General features: G+C 37.1%; 11 protein-coding genes. All 11 read left to right on the plus strand.

All coding sequences use genetic code 11. The features are described 5' to 3' along the window. Positions 1-3: 3 nt before the first annotated feature. The 11 genes from ABI125_08035 (at position 4) to ABI125_08085 (ending at position 19,923) form a co-directional block, all read left to right on the plus strand. Entirely contained in the window at positions 4-1,584 is a 1,581-nt protein-coding gene (locus ABI125_08035; GenBank protein ID XCF07799.1) for a RagB/SusD family nutrient uptake outer membrane protein, read from the plus strand. 14 nt (positions 1,585-1,598) lie between these two features. Then, positions 1,599-3,224, plus strand: coding sequence for a glycoside hydrolase (locus tag ABI125_08040; GenBank protein XCF07800.1), 1,626 nt, complete (start codon positions 1,599-1,601; stop codon positions 3,222-3,224). 93 nt (positions 3,225-3,317) lie between these two features. Continuing rightward, the gene (locus tag ABI125_08045) at positions 3,318-4,745 is read left to right on the plus strand and encodes a hypothetical protein (protein ID XCF07801.1); all 1,428 of its coding nucleotides are present in this window, start codon (positions 3,318-3,320) and stop codon (positions 4,743-4,745) included. 118 nt (positions 4,746-4,863) lie between these two features. Next, on the plus strand, positions 4,864-6,435 hold the full coding sequence (locus tag ABI125_08050) for a glycoside hydrolase (GenBank protein XCF07802.1): 1,572 nt from the start codon (positions 4,864-4,866) through the stop codon (positions 6,433-6,435). Positions 6,436-6,636: 201 nt separating this feature from the next. Further along, entirely contained in the window at positions 6,637-8,124 is a 1,488-nt protein-coding gene (locus ABI125_08055; protein ID XCF07803.1) for a sulfatase, read from the plus strand. A gap of 30 nt (positions 8,125-8,154) precedes the next feature. Further along, positions 8,155-9,558: a sugar porter family MFS transporter gene (locus ABI125_08060; protein ID XCF07804.1), complete on the plus strand. Its 1,404-nt coding sequence runs from the start codon at positions 8,155-8,157 to the stop codon at positions 9,556-9,558. A gap of 5 nt (positions 9,559-9,563) precedes the next feature. Continuing rightward, on the plus strand, positions 9,564-10,328 hold the full coding sequence (locus ABI125_08065) for an SGNH/GDSL hydrolase family protein (protein ID XCF07805.1): 765 nt from the start codon (positions 9,564-9,566) through the stop codon (positions 10,326-10,328). A gap of 7 nt (positions 10,329-10,335) precedes the next feature. Next, a complete protein-coding gene (locus ABI125_08070) occupies positions 10,336-13,176 on the plus strand; it encodes a glycoside hydrolase family 2 TIM barrel-domain containing protein (GenBank protein XCF07806.1) in 2,841 nt (946 codons plus the stop codon). Positions 13,177-13,210: 34 nt separating this feature from the next. After that, entirely contained in the window at positions 13,211-16,513 is a 3,303-nt protein-coding gene (locus tag ABI125_08075; protein XCF07807.1) for a DUF5107 domain-containing protein, read from the plus strand. A gap of 71 nt (positions 16,514-16,584) precedes the next feature. Beyond that, on the plus strand, positions 16,585-18,045 hold the full coding sequence (locus ABI125_08080) for an arylsulfatase (protein XCF07808.1): 1,461 nt from the start codon (positions 16,585-16,587) through the stop codon (positions 18,043-18,045). Positions 18,046-18,051: 6 nt separating this feature from the next. Continuing rightward, positions 18,052-19,923, plus strand: coding sequence for a sulfatase (locus tag ABI125_08085; GenBank protein ID XCF07809.1), 1,872 nt, complete (start codon positions 18,052-18,054; stop codon positions 19,921-19,923). Positions 19,924-19,927: the final 4 nt, after the last annotated feature.

Below are 19,927 nucleotides of genomic sequence, written 5' to 3' on the forward strand. Positions count from 1 at the left end.
ATTATGAAAAAGATAGTATTATTATTAACAATAACGGCGGCCCTTTTCGTAGTGGGTTGCGATAAAGAAGATTTTTTAGATCAGCCTCTACAGGGTAGAGAAACGTTAGATGATTTTTTAAGTAATCCAGATAACTTAGAAGGCTTTGTTAACGGTTTGTACAGGAAAGTAAATGGAGAAAAATGGTGGATGGTTAATTTTCAGCGTCAAATCAATGACATGGCAACCGATGATAACTGGGCAGGAAATACGGCACAGCCAAGACCAGATATATTTGGAATAGCCCAATATAATGTATTTGCCGGTTCAACGTATTTTAATGCATTTTGGGAGCATAACTACATTGGTATTACAAGGGTAAATATTGCGTTAGATAATCTTCCAGAGAGTCCTATTTCTGAAGATTTAAAAAGTCGATTTACAGGTGAAGCACAATTTTTAAGGGCATTTTTTTATTTTGAGTTAGTTAGGAATTTTGGAGGTGTACCAATTGTTACCACCTACAGTGAGTTATTCGACCCATCTATTAATGATAAAACAAGAGCAACCGTAGCAGAGGTTTATGCTTTAATCGAGGACGATTTAGAAGATGCGATAAACGGATTGCCAGAAAAAAGCGAATACGCGGCAGAAGATTTAGGTAGAGCAACCAAAGGTGCAGCTCAAGCTTTGTTAGCTAAAGTGTATTTGTTTCAAGAAAAATGGGCAGAAGCTCAAGCTATGGCAAAAACAGTAATGGATTCGGGAGAGTATAGTTTGGAGCCTGATTTTGCCGATATTTATAAAGTAGGCAATGCCAATGGCGTAGAATCAATATTCGGTGTAGAATTTGTAAGTAATCCTAATCTAGTAGATGTTGGAGGTTATCTTTCTCAAACCAACGGAAGTCGTGGAGACGGAGGCTGGGGCTGGGGCTCGCCAACAAGCGATTTAGAAAATGCATTTTTAAGTGAAGGCGACAACATCAGGTTGAGGTCAACAATAATTAAACATGGCGAACCTGTTTTTGGTGATCCAGATGTTACGGAATTCGACGGCAAGCCTACTGAAAATAAGTCAGGACGTACCAACAGAAAATACTATTTACCCAAAGCAGAAAGACCAGCAAATTATGTGCAAGGTCAATTGCCAGGACATGTACTTTACTTAAGGTTAGCTGATGTTATTTTAATGCACGCAGAGGCTGCATTTTTTAATGGCGATGAAACTTCGGCTAAGAATTCTTTGAAGCTAGTTAGGGATAGAGTAGGATTAAGCACTAATATGTCCTTGACCGGTTCTGCTTTGAGAGACGCAATTTGGAAAGAAAGACGTTTGGAATTGGCTTTGGAACAGCATAGGTTGTACGATTTAAGAAGACAAAAAATTAATGGGGTTCCTAGAATTGCATTAATCCTAGGTCCTAATGGGTCTTTTGTAAAATATAATACCGAGGTAAGTACCGATCCATTTGAAACAACAAATTTAAAAGAGTCTCAGGATAGTGGTGTGTTGTTTGATCCGAGTATACATCTACTTTGGCCTATTCCTCCTGAAGAAATACAGGCTTCTAGAGGTAATTTAGAGCAAAACCCTGGATATTAATAACAAGAGGCTTTATGGGGTATAGATTTTTTAAAGTATCATTTTGCTTGTTATTGGTTTTAGCGGTTTTTGGATGCAGCAGAGATAAGGCTACAGATCCCAACGATCCTAAGTTTGATGATCCAGAAGAAGGAATAGTGCTAAACCTAGATAACACGTTTCAAATCATAGATCATTTTGGGGCGTCGAGCGGATTTCAGGACCAGTGGGTTGGGAAGTGGCCTGACGCTTCCAAAAATAAAGTAGCAAAATGGTTGTTCAGTACTGAAAGTAATACTTCTGGGGATCCAGAGGGCATTGGGTTGTCTTTATGGAGAACCATTATAGGAGAAGGCTCTGCCGATCAAGCTAATAGTGGCTTTAGCGCTTCTAATTGGTTTCGTGAAATGGAGTGCTATTTAGCGCCAGATGGTACTTATGATTGGTCTAAACAGGCCGGACAGCGCTGGTTTATGTCTAAAGCTAAAGAGTATGGTGTAGATAAATTTACAGCGTGGACCGGTTCACCTCCATTTTTTATGAGTAAAAATGGTTTTGTGTTTAGTACTTCTGATGAGTCTAGCTTTAATTGTCAGCCAGATAAATATGATGACTTTGCTAATTTCTTGGCAGATGTTGTTAAAAAATACGAGGATGACGGTTACAATATCACCGCATTATGTCCTTTTAATGAAACTCAATACGAGTGGAATGCAACAGTTGGTGAAGCACAGCAATCTGGTACCAGGGCAACTAATGCAGAAATAGCCACCGTTACTAGAATTATTGATGAGACGTTTACGGAAAAGGGGATAAATGCCCAAATAATGATTCCTGAAGCGGCTCAGTTAAAATACCTGTTTGAAGGTTCTGGTAATACGGTAAATCAGGTTAATGATTTCTTTAACCCTTCTAGTGCTAATTATATAGGTAATTTAACTAATCTATCAAAAAATATAGCAGGACATAGCTATTTCAGTAATGAAACCACTAATGAGTCTTTAAGGCAACGCAAGTCTTTGAGAACAACACTAGAAAATTATGGTTTGAATTATTGGCAAACGGAGTATAGTCTTTTGGGTACTGCGTATCAGCAAAACAAAGACGTATCAACTTTTCAAGAAATTGACTATGCGTTATGGATGAGTCGTATAATCCACACAGATTTAGTTTTTGGTAATGCTACTGGCTGGAGTTTCTGGACAGCCCTTAATAGTTCTACTTTCGGAGATCATCCATACCGATTCAACCTTGTACTTTGGACACCCAATTCCAATAGTCCAACACATACAGATGGTACGGTTGAAGATAATAAGTTATTATGGGCGCTAGGGAACTATAGTAGGTTTGTTAGGCCTGGAATGGTGAGGTTTGAAGTTAAAGACCCTGATTATAGTGATAATACTTCGGTTGAAAATTTCATGATTTCGGGCTACAAAAGTACCTCGGGCAACGATTTGGTTTTAGTATGTGTTAACAATACCAATAGTAATAGGGAAATTATATTAGAAGAATATGGGACGAAATTTGAGGTTGTAAATGATCTTTTCGAGGTTTATACAACATCATCTACTAAGAACTTAAAAAAATCTACAACTACGTATGACAATATAGTTGTGCCGTCCAAATCAATAGTAACATTAAGAGCTCAGATAAAATAAGCCTATTAAATAGCTTTAAAGCTATTAGGTGTATTAAGTTACAAGAGAGGTGTAGCAATTTTCGAACTGTTATAAATTTTAAAAAAAACAAACATGAAAAAGACATTATTAATACTATTACTAGGAATAATTTTTTCCTGTACTTCGAATGATTTTACAGATCCTAACGATCCTAAATTTGGTAATATTGAAGATGGGATAGGAGGCGAAGAAGAAGGAGAGGAAGAGGTAAACGCAGATGTGGTTATTATGGTCGATGCTACTGATGGTGTCGATATAAGTCCAGAAATTTTTGGTGTTAATAATGATTGGCGTCTAGTTCCGGATAATACCTTTTCAGCTTTTGCTTCTACACTCGGTACTATTGGCAGCACAGTAGTAAGATACCCCGGAGGGTGGGAATCTGAATTTTACGACTGGACAACCAATACAACCCCCAGATGGGACAAATCACCCGATACGCCAGGAGCTTCAATAGAAACGTTAAAGAGCAATGTTTCAAATTATAGTATTGTTCTACCGACTGAAGAAGCAATGATTACGGCGGTTGGTTCTTCTCAATATAACCTTGCAATTGCCAACTTAAAGACTAGAGCGAAACAGGCTATTGACTTGTCTGGCATTAATTCTGTTAACGGAGGCCTTGTGGAAATTGGTAATGAATGGTGGTTGCAATGGGCAGGAGGCGTGAGTAGGTCGCAAAAACTCGATAAATATGTTAACATTGCCATGGACTTGACGGAATATATAGTTAGTGAATATCCAAATCGTAAGTTCAAGTTGTTAATTAATGGAGATTATACCGAACCTCAGGAGTTTACAACCATGAAGAATAAGTTTACTAGAGGTTATGGTGCTATTGATGGGGTAGGTTTACATACCTATACAGGTTATGTAACTGATTCACATAACATTGCTGATTTAGAAGAAAGAATAAAGGAATGTGCCGATAACTTCAATCCAGATAAGAACTTCAAATACCTATCAGAATGGATGCCTTCTCGAGATTACAACGAAAGAGCATTATATATGGAAGCCGCTAATATTATACCAGATATTATTCATATTTATGCCAGAGCTGGAGCTCAAGCGGCTGCATATTGGCCGCCAATCAACAGTCCTGTGCCTGGTTTGGGTATAACCAACTGGAACTATTCTAAAGTGTTTCCAACAGGGCAAATTTTGGGTGATATGGCAGTTTCATACAAGGGCAAATCTTTAAAAACAACATCAAATAAGGTTCATTTAGCAGCTGCGCTACAAGATGCAAATACTATGGTAATGTATATAACTGGAGCCAAGGAAAGTGGTAAAAAAGTAGCAGTTAAAGTAAATGGGTTTACAATAAATTCTATACAAAGTGTTGAGCGTTTTGTGCCAGCAGATTATAATGACACGGCAAAAGCAGAGCCTTATCTCACAGAAACGGCGTCTGCCCAGATTAGCTCAAACCATGTAGTGGTAGATGTTAACAAAGAAGGTTTATATCAAATCTATAAAATTGTTGTTAAGGGGAGTTAGTGAGTGATGAAAATATTATTGTCTATGTTTTTAGTTGTTGTGTCTATTTTTGTGAATAAACATGTTTTTAAATTTGTCTTGTGTAAAATAGGCGTTTAAGCGATTTACTGTGTTTTAAATGAGATATAAAAAAACAAATTTTGTGCATGTTTTTGTTGTGGTATGGTTTGCAGGCTTTATCGGCACTGCTGGAATGGCACAAACTTTACAAGTGCAATTAAATACTGAAAAGGAACATCAAACTATTTTAGGTTTTGGAGCTTCTGATGCTTGGAGGTGTCAATTTGTGGGCAGTAATTGGCCAGAACATAAAAAAGAGAAAATAGCAGAATGGCTTTTTAGTAAAGAAACAGACAAAAAAGGAAATCCTAAAGGTATCGGGCTATCTATGTGGAGGTTTTATATCGGGGCAGGAACTACTGAGCAAGGTAGCGATTCTAATATTGCAAATGAATGGCGTAGAGCAGAATCTTTTATAGATGTTAATGGAAATTACAATTGGAAAAAACAAGAGGGGCAACAGTGGTTTTTGGAAAAGGCGAAGCATTATGGTGTAGATAAGTTATTGGCATTTTCAATCTCGGCCCCCGTACAGTGGACAAAAAATGGTAAGGGGTACAATGGCGATAATAAAGACGGTGAAATTAATTTAAAACCGGAGTATTTTGACGATTATGCCAATTTCATGGTAGAGTTTCTAAAACATTTTGACTCCCAAGGAATCTTTTTTGATTATCTAAGTCCAATAAATGAACCGCAATGGGACTGGGAAAAAAAATCTCAAGAAGGCACGCCAGCAACCAATCAAAATATTTTAAAACTTACTAAAATGTTAGATAAGGGTATAGACGAGAGTGGCGTGTCTACAAAAATAGTGTTGGGAGAAGCAGCCGATTTACGTTGGTTATACTCAAACTACAATAAGTCAGAACGGGGTAATCAAATCGACTTTTTTTTCAACGAAAAGAAAGAACTAAAGCATCTAGATAATACAATTACAGGTCATAGCTATTTTACAACATGGCCAGTAGATAGCCTAATTGGTATACGAAAAAAGTTGAAACATAAACTAAATGAATATCCTGGTCTTGATTATTGGCAAAGTGAGTTTTGTATTCTAGAAAAAAATGATGACATAGGCGGAGGGCATCAACGGGATTTAGGGATAAACACCGCTCTATATGTAGCTCGTGTTATACATGCCGATTTAACCCTAGCCAATGCCAGTTCTTGGCAATGGTGGACAGCTTTGACCATAGCCAACTTTAAAGACGGGCTTATTTATTTGGATACAGGTAACCCGAATGACCTCTATAATAAACAATCGCTAAAACATGATGGAGAATACCACGATTCTAAATTATTATGGGCGTTAGGCAACTATTCAAGATTTGTAAAGCCTGGAATGGTAAGGGTAGAGGTTGAATCAAACCGAAACAAAGAAGCTTTAAAAAAAGCATACAACAATATGATGGTTTCAGGATACCTTGATAAAGATACTTCAGAGGTGGTTTTAGTTGCTATCAATTACAGTGACGAGGATCAGGTTTTAAATGTAACCAACTGTAAAATTGAAAATGTAAACGTTACCTCCGAAAATAGCAATTTAGAAACATTTAAAGTAGACGGCAAAGTCGTTGTCCTTAAGGCAAAATCAATAAATACACTAACAGGATCTTTAAAAAAGTAATAAAATACCCTAAACTAAAACAGCTCTTAAGAATTAGAGAAAGTAGTTTGGGGGCTTTGGGTACCATAAATTAAAATGACACAAATGAAAAACAAGAATAAGTTCAGTTTAGTAGCGCTTTGCTTAGCAGCTATTGTTTTTAATAGCTGCAAAAGCAAAGTTAATAATGAAGTAGTTAAAGTCGACAAAAAACCTAATGTCTTGTTTATCCTTGCAGACGATTTGGGTGCACACGATTTAAGCTATGCAGGGAGTAGCTATTATGAAACGCCTAATATTGATCGTATAGCAAAGGAAGGAACTGAGTTTACACAAGGTTATGCCGCATGTCAGGTATGTAGTCCTTCAAGGGCCAGTTTAATGACAGGTCAAGATCCTGCACGACATGGTATAACAGACTGGATTGGAGCCGCTACAGGTGAAAAATGGGGCGATTACTACAATACCAAAGTTATGCCACCAGAATATGTTCACGCGCTTCCCGAAGAAAGTATCACTATAGCTGAAGCACTAAAGCAAAACGGATACAAAACCTTTTTTGCAGGGAAATGGCATTTAGGAGACGTGCCGTATGGTCCTGAAAACAATGGTTTCGATATAAACAAAGGAGGTTGGGAAGTAGGAGGCCCTAAAGGGGGGTATTATGCGCCTTGGAGAAATCCTAAGTTAGATTATAAATATGAAGGTGAAAACCTTACTAAGCGTTTAGCGTTAGAAACAGCTGATTTCATTACCGCAAATAAAGACAAGCCGTTCTTTGCGTACCTTTCTTTTTACGCGGTACATGGCCCTATAGAAACTACAGAGGCAAAATGGAAAAAGTACAGAGATAAGGCTGAATCACAAGGAATTCCCGAATCTGGTTTTGAAATGGAAGCTAGATTACCTATTAGAACCGTGCAGGATAATCCTATTTATGCAGGCTTGGTAGAGTCTATGGATGATGCAGTGGGCGTTGTTCTCAGTAGGTTAAAAGAGTTGGGTTTAGAAGAAAATACCATTGTAGTATTTACATCTGATAATGGAGGTGTAGCTAGTGGAGATGCCTTTTCTACTACAAACTATCCTTTGAGAGGCGGTAAGGGATACCAGTGGGAAGGAGGCATTAGAGAGCCGTACCTAATTAAAGCACCCATGATAAAAAATGCGCCTAAACAAATTGAGTATCCTGCTTCAGGAATAGATTTTTATCCAACATTATTAGATATGGCTGGGGCAGAAAAAGACCCAAACCATATAATTGATGGAGTAAGTTTAGTACCGCTGTTAAAGGGTGGAGAATTAGAAGACAGGCCCCTGTTCTGGCATTATCCTCATTATGGAAATCAAGGTGGCGACCCTGTAAGTATTATAAGAAAAGGAGATTATAAGCTTATTCATTTCTGGGAAGATGGACGTGATGAATTGTATAATTTATCATTGGACCCAAGTGAAGCAAATGATATTTCTGCGAACAACCAAGAGATTTCACAAAATTTAAGAAAAGAGCTGGATACATATTTAGAAAGTGTAAATGCTAGAATTCCTAAAGTGTATGCTAAGTATGATGATAGCAAGGCAAAAGCCAAATATGAAGAGCGAAAAACTAAAATGAAACAACGTTTAGAAAAACAACGTATGGATTTTTTAAGTAAAGATTTTAATCCCAATAATAATTGGTACGATAGCAGTTTAAATACAAAAGACTAAAGTTTTAAATACACCAACTAACTAAACACCATGAATAAAACAAAATTTAATTTTACTTATTTATTATTTCTAGCACTTGTATCTGCTATGGGCGGTTTCCTGTTCGGTTATGACTGGGTAGTGATAGGAGGAGCCAAGCCGTTTTACGAACTTTATTTCGATATTACATCAGAGCCAACCTTACAAGGGTGGGCGATGAGTAGTGCGCTTATTGGTTGTATTTTTGGAGCAGTATTATCGGGAATTGTGGCCGATAAATTTGGGAGAAAGATACCGTTAATTTTAGCAGCTTTATTGTTTATTGTTTCTGCCTTTGGAACCGGTTATGTTGATAATTTTACGCCTTTTATAATTTATAGATTGATAGGAGGTTTAGGTATTGGTTTGGCTTCTACATTATCGCCCATGTATATTGCAGAAATTGCTCCTGCAAAATATAGAGGCCAGTTTGTGGCTATCAATCAACTCACACTGGTAATTGGGATTTTGGCCGCACAAGTGGCGAATTACTTTATTGCCGAAGCCATTCCTGAAAATAGTACGCCCGAAATGATTTTAAATTCTTGGAACGGACAAACTGGTTGGCGCTGGATGTTTTGGGCAGAGTTAGTGTCGGCTACCTTGTTTTTTGTTTTAATGTTTGTTGTTCCAAAGAGTCCAAGATTTTTAGTAAAGATTAATCAGGGTGAAACAGCTAAAAAAGTGTTGGCAAAAATAGGAGGAGAGTTCTATGCTCAAGAAGAATTGAATAGCATCAAGTTGACCTTGAAACAGAGCGGACATCCGAAAGTTAATATAGCAGATTTAAAATCGGCTAAAATAAAACCCATTTTGGTAATCGGTATAGTACTGGCAATATTTCAGCAGTGGTGTGGCATTAACATCATTTTTAATTATGCCGAGGAAATTTTTACGGCTGCGGGTTATAGTGTAGGGGATATGCTATTTAACATAGTGATTACCGGAAGCGTTAATTTAATTTTCACATTAATTGCCATGCGAACTGTTGATAGCTGGGGACGTAGAAAACTCATGCTATTGGGCTCTATAGGCTTGGGTGTGGTATATCTTATTTTGGGTGGTGCTTACTTTTTCCAGTTTACGGGATGGCCGGTATTGTTGTTGGTGATTACTGCCATAGCAATATACGCCATGTCTTTAGCTCCAATTACATGGGTTGTGCTTTCCGAAATTTTCCCGAATAAAATTAGAGGGGTTGCCATGTCTATTGCTACGTTTTCTTTATGGGTAGCGTCGTTTGTTTTAACCTTTACATTCCCAATTTTAAATGATGCTTTAGGAGCTTCAGGGACGTTCTGGGTATATAGTATAATATGTATTGCTGGATTCTTATTTATTAAGTCGAAGTTGCCAGAAACAAAAGGGAAAAGTCTTGAAGAAATAGAACTAGAATTGACTAAAGATAAAGAATAATAAAAATGAAAAAAGTATTTAGTACTTGGTTACTTTTAGGTGTGTTTTTATTCTGTTATGCCTGTAAGTCTTATGCTCAGGATATAGCCAATGAGACGATTGAAGATTGTCCTCATTCAGCACATTATTTAGATAGCTTAAAAACCGAACTTAAAGTAAAATGGCCAAATAACCGCACTATCAATTTGGTGTTTCATGGGCATTCGGTACCTACGGGATATACCACAAGAGGTGTTTTGGATAGGATAAATGCTTACCCGTATCGCACACTAAAAAAGGTAAATGACTTTTATCCTTATTCTGTGGTAAATACTATAACCACTTCTATTGGAGGGGAACAGGCAGAACAAGGCGCTAAGCGTTTTAAAGAGGAAGTTTTAATTTATAAACCAGATGTGCTGTTTATCGATTATGCCCTTAACGATAGAAAAATGGGTGTGGAACGCGCAAAAGTGGCTTGGGAACAAATGATAAAGGAGGCTTTGGAATATGGCACTAAAGTGATTTTATTGACACCTACACCTGATACTAAAGAAGATATTGCATCCAATGAATCGCCGCTAGCAAAGCATAGTGAACTTATTCGCGATTTAGCTAATAAATATAAAGTAGGCTTGGTAGATAGCTATGCTTTATTTAAAAAATTGGCAGAAACTGAACCTTTGGAAGGCTACATGTCCCAAAGTAATCATATCAACATGAAAGGTCACCAATTTGTTGCGGATGCCATTTTCGAATATTTCAAAAACTTGAATTGTGAAACCAATTAATCATAAAATGAAGACTTTCAGAAAGCATATCATTCTTTTTTTAATCGCATCAAGCTTCATTTTGCATAATTGCAAAAGTGATGAAACTGCTTATGTCGATTTGTCTGGCACGTGGAGTTTTAAAATTGATTCGCTAGACCAAGGTGAAAAAGAAAAGTGGTTCAAATTGAATTTAGGGGACAGCATTAAATTACCCGGTTCAATGCCCGAAAATGGTAAGGGTAATGATATATCGGTTAAAACCAACTGGACGGGCAACATGTGGAATGATAGCCTATGGTATAAATCTGAAGAGATGAAAAAGTACCGACAAGAAGGCAACGTAAAAGTATCGTTTTGGTTAACGCCTGTTAAAGATTATAAAGGGGCTGCTTGGTATCAGAAAAGAATAGCCATTCCACAATCTTGGGAAGGCAAAAACATTGTCTTAAATCTGGAACGTGTGCATTGGGAATCTACCGTTTGGATAGATGACAAGAAACTGGAAATGCAGAATAGTCTGGCCACTGCTCATCACTATAATTTAGGCGAATTAGCAGCAGGAGAACATACTGTTTCCATTCGAGTAGACAACCGAATTAAAGATATCAATGTTGGTTTAGACGCCCATAGTATTTCAGACAACACCCAAACCAATTGGAATGGCATTGTTGGTGAAATATCACTTTCTGCGGTTCCTAAATTGTCTATCGGAAATGTGAAATTATATCCTAACGTCTCTGATAAAACCGTTAGAGTTGTAGCTAGAATTGAAAACGGAACAGGTAAGAACCAAACCGCAGAATTAGTACTTCAAGCCAAAGAAAAATCGGAAAATGGGGAAGCTCTTGAGGTTTTGAAAGAATCAATAGAAATAGGTGATTCCAAAATAATAGAGTTGGAGTACCCAATGGGTGATGCCCCCAAACTATGGGATGAATTTAATCCTGATTTATATGAGATGCACCTGTCTTTAAATTCCGAAGAAAGTGTAGACAAAAGGGTTGAAACTTTCGGCATGCGTGACTTTAAGGCAACTGGAACAGTTTTTACTATTAATGACCGGCCCCTATACCTTAGAGGAACTCTAGAATGTGCCATTTTCCCATTAACGGGATATCCGCCTACAGATGTTGATTCTTGGAAACGGATAATTAGTATTGTTAAAAATCACGGTCTAAACCATATTCGTTTTCATTCTTGGTGTCCACCCGAAGCTGCATTTCAGGTTGCAGATGAAATGGGTATATATATTCAAGCGGAAGCATCAGCTTGGAAAGCGGGTTTAGGAGATGGAGAGCCTGTGGATACATGGTTGTACAAAGAAGGTGAGGATATCATTAACGCTTACGGAAACCATCCGTCGTTTGTGCTAATGACTTATGGTAATGAGCCAAGTGGAAAAAACCATAAGCAGTATTTAACAAAGTATGTCAATCATTTTAAAGCATTAGATAACCGCAGATTATACACAAGTGGCGCTGGGTATCCGTACTTAGAAAATATGGATTATTATAACAACGCTAGGCCTAGAATTCAAGGATGGAATCAAAATTTAAAAAGTGTTATTAACAAAGAGGCCCCACAAACCTTATTTGATTATGAGCACTTAATTAAGCAAACACCTATGCCTTACGTAAGCCATGAAATGGGGCAATGGTGTGTGTACCCCAACTTTAAGGAAATGTCGAAATATACAGGGGTTTTAAAACCTAAAAACTTTGAAATTTTTAAGGAATCCTTGGAGGAGAACGGTATGTTAAAATTAGCAGACAGCTTTTTATTGGCATCGGGCAAATTACAAACACTTTGTTACAAAGCAGATATTGAAGCAGCTCTGCGAACCAAAGGAATGGCAGGCTATCAGTTATTGGATTTACATGATTTTCCTGGTCAAGGTACTGCACTAGTGGGCGTTTTAGATGTATTTTGGGATGAAAAAGGATACGTCACTCCTGAAGAATTTAAAGCCTTTAGCGGAAGTACGGTTCCGTTGGCACGTTTATCAAAACGAACATTTCAAAATATAGATACGCTAACCGCTGAAATTGAAATTGCCCATTTTGGAGAGTATCCTATGAATGAAGTGATTCCTAAATGGGAATTAACTAAAACAGATGGTAGTGTGTTCTCTAAAGGAGAATTCGAAAAAATAGATATTCCCATAGGAAATGGTATTCAATTAGGAAAGGTTAATCAACCCTTAAATACCATTACCAAGGCTCAACAACTTATCTTAAGCATTATGGTGGGTGACGCCAAAAATAGTTGGGATGTTTGGGTGTATCCTTCTAAAAAGGAGAATATTGAAAATGAGTCATCTATTAAAGTTGTAACTAAATTGGATGCAAAAACTATCAGTTATTTAGAGAATGGTGGTAATGTACTTTTAAATATCAACAAAGGAGATATAGCTCCAGAAAAAGGAGGAAATATAGGTATTGGTTTTTCAAGTATTTTTTGGAATACCTCATGGACCAATGAACAGAAACCACATACATTAGGAATTCTATGCAATCCAGAACATCCTGCATTAGCTCATTTCCCAACGGAGTACCATTCTAATTGGCAATGGTGGGATGCTATGAGCCATTCCAACGCAATCATTTTTGATGATATACCAGAATTGAATCCTATTGTTAGGGTTGTTGACGACTGGTTTAAAAATAGAAAACTCGCTTTAATTTTTGAAGCTCAAGTAGGGAAAGGAAAGCTAATTTTTTCTGGAATTGACCTGCATACTGATATAGAAAATAGACTAGAAGCACAACAGCTTTTATACAGTCTAAAAACATATATGACCAGTAATGATTTTAATCCTAAAAGTGAATTGAATATTAGTCAACTAAAAGCGCTATTAACCTATTAGTAACAAACAAACTAAGCATAAAAATTATAAGATTATGAAGACAGTAAACGCTTGGCACGAGAAAGTAACCATTCCTACCTATGAAGTAGGAACACCAGAGAAATACCCGGTTTTTTTAGAAAAACGAGTATATCAGGCAAGTAGTGGTTCTGTTTATCCACATCCCGTTATTGAAAAAATCAGTGATGAGAAGGTAGATAAAGAATGGGATGCTATTTTTATTGAAAATGATTATATCAAATTAATGATTTTACCGGCTTTGGGAGGCAGAATCCAAAGAGCTTATGATAAGATTCGTAAACGAGATTTTGTTTATTATAATCATGTTATAAAACCAGCTTTGGTGGGGTTAACAGGACCTTGGATTTCTGGCGGTATTGAATTTAACTGGCCTCAGCATCACCGTCCAAGCACATACGATCCAACAGATTTTTATATAGAAGACAATGAAGATGGTAGTAAAACCGTTTGGGTTAGTGAATTAGAGCGTATGTTCCGAACCAAAGGAATGGCTGGTTTTACCTTGCATCCAGATAAGGCTTACATTGAAATTAAAGCCCATTTATACAACAGAACACCGCATCCACAAACTTTCTTATGGTGGGCAAATCCTGCGGTGGCGGTTAACGACCATTACCAATCTGTGTTTCCACCAGATGTAAATGCTGTATTTGACCATGGTAAGCGTGATGTATCGGAATTTCCAATTGCCAAAGGCGAATATTATAAAGTAGATTATTCACCAGGAACCGATATATCTAGATATAAGAATATCCCAGTACCAACAAGTTATATGGCCATCACCTCTAAATACGATTTTGTTGGTGGTTATGAAAATGATTCAAAAGGTGGATTGCTACATGTTGCAGACCATAACGTTTCTCCAGGGAAAAAACAATGGACTTGGGGTAACGGAGAATTTGGTAAAGCTTGGGATAGGAATTTAACAGATGAAGACGGACCTTATATTGAATTGATGTGTGGAGTTTACACAGATAATCAACCCGATTTCTCATGGATGCATCCCTATGAAGAAAAAAGCTTTAAGCAATATTTTATGCCTTACTACAATGTAGGTGTGGTTAAAAATGCGACCAAAGAGGCTTTGGTAAATCTTGAAATGGTGGATGGAAAGGCTCAAGTAAAAGTGTATGTAACGTCTACTTATAACAATTGCGTTATCACTTTAAGTGCCAACGGAAAGGTGTTGCACGAAGAAGTGTTAAATCTGTCTCCTGAAGTTGGTTTTGAAGAATTGATAGACATTGGTTCCAATACTTTTGATGATTTACAAATTTCAGTGAATGATAGTGCCGGTAAAGTTTTGGTGGCTTGGGAACCCGATAAGGATTTGTCAGATGAAATCCCTGAACCAGCCAAGGCGGCCAAAGATCCAAAAGATATTGAGACTATTGAAGGCTTGTATTTAAGAGGGCTCCATTTAGAGCAATACAGACATGCAACTTTTGTGGCCACAGACTATTATGAAGAGGCATTGAGACGTTCACCAAAAGATGTACGCATCAACAATGCTATGGGGCTTTGGTTTATGCGAAAAGGGCAATTGGAAAAATCAATTTCTTATTTCGATACAGCTATTGAGACCTTGACAAGTCATAATCCTAACCCTTATGACGGTGAGCCTTATTTTAACAAAGGAATGGCATTGAGTTATTTAGGTAAAAAAGAAGAGGCTTATGCTAGTTTCTTTAAAGCCTGTTGGAATGCACAATGGCAAGATGCGGGTTATTTCAACTTAGCCCAAATAGATTGCTCAAGAGGCGATTTAGAAAAAGCTATGGATTTGGTGGATAGAGCTTTAATTAAAAACTGGCACAACCATAAGGCAAGACATCTAAAAGTGATTTTACTCAGAAAAACTGGTAAAATTGAACAAGCTAAACAGTTAATCAAAGATTCTTTGACTATTGATAAATTCAATTTTGGAGTGCTTTACGAAAGGTATATTTTGTCTAATGCCCAAGAAGATTTAGAGGCATTCAAGACGATTATTAGAAATTATGCACACAATTATATTGAGTTTTCTTTAGACTATGCAATGGCGGGTCAATTTGATGAAGCTGTGGCTCTTTTAAAAGTACATACCGATGCCAATAATGAAGTGTACCCGATGGTGTACTATTTCATGGGATGGTATTTAGACCAAAAAGGCGATAATTCTAAAGCTTTGGAAGCTTACAAAAAGGCCTCGCAGATGCCGGATACTTATTGTTTCCCGAACAAAATAGAGGAAGTTAAGGCATTGGAATCTGCTTGTAAAGCGAACCCAACCGATGCTAAAGCATTCTACTATCTTGGGAATTTCTGGTATGCCAACAGGCAGTACGAGGAGGCGCAAGATTGCTGGGAAACTTCCGTGAAATTAGATGATAGTTTTGCTATAACCCATCGCAACTTGGCATTGCTATACTACAATAAAACCAATCAAAAAGAATTGGCAGTAACCCATTTAGAAAAAGCATTTGAGCTGGATAGTACCGATGCTAGATTGTTGATGGAGTTAGACCAATTATATAAAAAGATTAATGTACCTGTTGATAAGCGATTAGCATTATTAGAGGAGCATATTGACTTGACTAATTCTAGAGACGATTTGTACTTGGAGCGTATTGCGCTTTATAATTTGAAAGGTGATTTCGAGAAAGCGAAAGCGCTTATTGATAAACGTCAATTCCACCCGTGGGAAGGAGGTGAAGGCAAAGTGCCATTCCAATATTTAACAAGTAACATTGAGCTTGCTAAGCAGTATATTTCTATTAAGAATTACGAAGGCGCTATTGAGCTTTTAATACAGTCAAAAGATTACCCACACAATTTAGGAGAAGGTAAACTGCACGGCACTGTTGAGAATGACATCGATTATTGGTTAGGCTGTGCCTACGAAGGTTTAGGTAATGCTGAGCAAGCCAAAGCTTATTTTGAATTAGCTTCCGAAGGATTAAGTGACCCAAGCCCAGCAATTTTTTACAACGACCAACAGCCTGATAAAATTTTCTATCAAGGATTGGCATTGCAAAAATTAGGACGTAATGATGAAGCAAACAAGAGATTTGATAATTTGTTGAACTACGGACAAGAACATATTAATGATAATGTGAAACTGGACTATTTTGCCATATCCTTACCCGATTTATTGATTTGGGAAGAAGATTTGAATGTTATCAATAAAATCCATTGTAATTATATGATTGGCTTAGGGCAATTGGGCAAAGGTAACGATGCTGAGGCAACTGAAGCGTTCACTAAAGTTATTGATACTAATTTATCTCATATTCCAGCGCAGATTCATCAAGCGCTTGTTGGGGTGAAATCTTAACTAAAATTAATTGCTTGTATATGAGGGTTTTATCTTGTTTTAAAATTATTTTTTTTGGAATTTTCTGCTGTATGCCTTTTAAGGCACTTACACAAAGCACCAACCCTAATATCGTCATCATTTATGTTGACGATTTAGGGTACGGCGATATTGGTGTCAATGGAGCCATTGGAGTAGAAACACCACATATTGATACACTTGCTAAAAACGGATTGAACTTTACAGATGCACATTGTTCGGCATCAACCTGTACACCATCAAGATATTCCTTATTAACGGGAAGCTATGCCTTTCGCAATAATGCTGAAATTTTAGAAGGTGATGCACCACTTATAATAAACCCTAATATGGGTACATTACCTAAAATGTTACAAAAAGCCGGTTACAAAACGGGTGTGGTTGGCAAATGGCATTTAGGTCTTGGTAAAGGGAAAATCAATTGGAATGAAAAAATTCCGTTAGGTCCCGAAGAAGTAGGATTCGATTATAGCTTTTTAATCCCAGCTACAGGCGATAGAGTACCTTGTGTATTTTTGGAAAATCAAAAAGTGGTTGGTTTAGACCCTGACGACCCAATAACAGTAAGCTATGGTGCAAGAATAGAAGGATACCCATGGGGTTTTCAGCGTCCTGAATTGCTAAAACAACATACAGACCCTTACCATCAGGGAGCTATCATTAATGGCATAAGCCGAATTGGATATATGAAAGGGGGTAAAGATGCCCTTTGGGTGGACGAGAACATCCCTTTTGTCCTAACCGATAAAGCCAATGCTTTCATTAATAATAATACGAACAATCCATTCTTTCTATATTTTGCTTTGCATGATATTCATCAACCACGTATTGCCAATATCAAATTTGTAGAAAGCAGTACCATGGGCCCCCGTGGCGATGTAATTGCTCAAATGGATTGGTGTGTTGGCCAAATTACCAAAGCACTTGAAAAGCAAGGTTTATTAGATAATACCTTAATTGTTTTTACAAGTGATAACGGTCCTATTCTGGATGATGGCTATTTAGATTATGCTAGAGAATTAGTTGGTGACCATAAACCAGGTGGAGGTTACCGGGGTAGCAAATACTCGGCTTATGAAGCAGGTACCCGTATGCCTACTGTGGTGCATTGGCCAAAAGAAGTAAAACCAGGTGTTAGTAATGCCTTATTGTCACAAGTGGACTTGTATGCCTCATTAGCGTCCTTGGTCGATCAAAAGGTTGCAAAAGATGATGCTGTTGATAGTCAAAACTTTATGGAGTCTTGGTTAGGGAAATCTAAGAAAGGCCGTAAATTTTTACTCGAAGAATCATACACCTTCGGTTTTAGAATGGATAATTGGAAATATATAAAACCTAAAGATAAACCTGTACCTAATTGGATTGTTCAAAAGTTTGTAGATCCCGGATTTAGACCAGAACCACAATTGTTCAATTTAGACGAAGATCCATCAGAATCTAAAAACATTGCCAGCAAATATCCCAAGATAGTTGCCAAAATGGAGGCCGAATTAAAAGAAATTCTGGAAAAATAAAGTATTATGAGAATAATTTTATTGGCGTTGTGTTTATTTACAATAATGTCGTGCCAAGCACAAGACAAACCTAATATTCTTTGGGTAACCATAGAGGATACTTCTCCTCTCTTTATAGGTTGTTACGGTAATGAACAAGCCAGTACACCAGTAATTGATAAATTAGCAGAAGAGGGTGTAAAGTTTACAAACGCATTTTCTACAGGTACAGTATGTGCGGCCAGTCGGTCAACAATAATAACGGGTGTTCGAACTTATAAAATGGGTACAGGCCACCAAAGAAGTCAATATCCTATTCCGGGTTTTATTAAAGGCTTCCCTTTTTACTTGAAGCAATTGGGGTATTACACAACCAATAATTCTAAAACAGATTATAATATTGCCAACGAAAAAGATTTTGTAAAAGAGGCTTGGGACGAAAGTTCCAACAAGGCCACTTGGAAAAATAGGGCCGAAGGCCAACCCTTCTTTGCTGTATTCAATTTTGCAGAATCGCATCAGTCACGAACCATGTCGTGGACTTTTGAACAGTACCAAAAGCATGTTTGGAATCATTTGCCTGACGAAGATAAAATTGCTGACGATGCTTTTGATATGCCTCCTTTTTATAACGATACCCCCGAAATGCGTAAGCAATTTGCAAGAGTTTATAATTCCATTAAACTTACCGATAATCGAATAGGGGAATTATTGCAAAAATTAGAAGAAGATGGACTAAAAGACGATACCATTATTTTCTTTTATGCTGATCATGGCGAGGGTATACCAAGGGCAAAAACTAACGGCATAAATTTAGGGTACCGTGTGCCATTTGTGGCGTGGTTTCCTGAAAAATTTAAACATCTATCACCGTGGGAAACAGGAAAGCCAACAAATAAACTTATTAGTTTTGAAGATTTAGGGCCTACAATGATTGATTTGTTAGGAGGTAAAGTGCCAGAATACATGAAAGGAAAACGCCTTTTTGACTCAGATTCAAATAATAAAAAAGATTTGTTGTTACTGTCTACAGATAGGGTGGATAATGGATTAGACTTAGTAAGAACCGTAACCGATGGTAAGTTTGTATATTCTAGAAACTTTATGCCATTTATTCCTGAAGTAAGGTATATCAATTATTTGGAGATTGCTGATATCACAAAACATATGCGTAAAGATTTAAAACAAGGTAAACTTAACGCATTCCAATCTCGGGTTTTTGAGGAGCGCCCCTTTGAAGTGTTATATGATATTGAAAATGATATATGGGAAGAGCACAACTTAGCGGACAATGCAAAGTATAATCCTGTTTTAGAGAAGATGAGACAGTTTTTAGACAGTACTCTTTTAGAGGATAAAGATATATTGTTTATGCCCGAGTACGATATGGCTAAAATATCTGAAAACCAAACTCCTTACGAATACCGTTTAACGGACGACTACAATTTTAATGAAATTTATAAAATCGCTTCATTATCTGGTAAGAAGGGCAGAAAGGTAGCGCAAGCTCAAATAGAATCTCTAAAGCACGACGATAGATTAGTTAGGTATTGGGCTAGTGTAGGTTTGATGTCTCAGGACCAAAAGATTTTAGAATCATTTCAGAAGGAATTAAATGAATCACTTCAGGATGATTATTCTCCCGTAGCTATAACTGTTTCTGCAATCTTGTATAGTAAATTTCAAAGTAAAAAGGCTATGGAAGTTTTAAATAACTTCGCTAAAAATGAGGATTGGACTCTGGCTTTAATGTCTATTAATTATATGCTTTATTGTCAAGACAGAACACCGTTTGAACCTACAATTGAAGCATTACTTCAAAACCAAAACCTTAATTGGCATGTAAAAAGTGCATGCCTTGATTTTGAGGAAAGTCAAAGATTGAGGAAAGAAATTTAAATTA

This window comes from Tamlana crocina (genome assembly GCA_040429635.1).
GTDB classification, from domain to species: Bacteria; Bacteroidota; Bacteroidia; order Flavobacteriales; family Flavobacteriaceae; genus Flavisericum; species Flavisericum crocinum.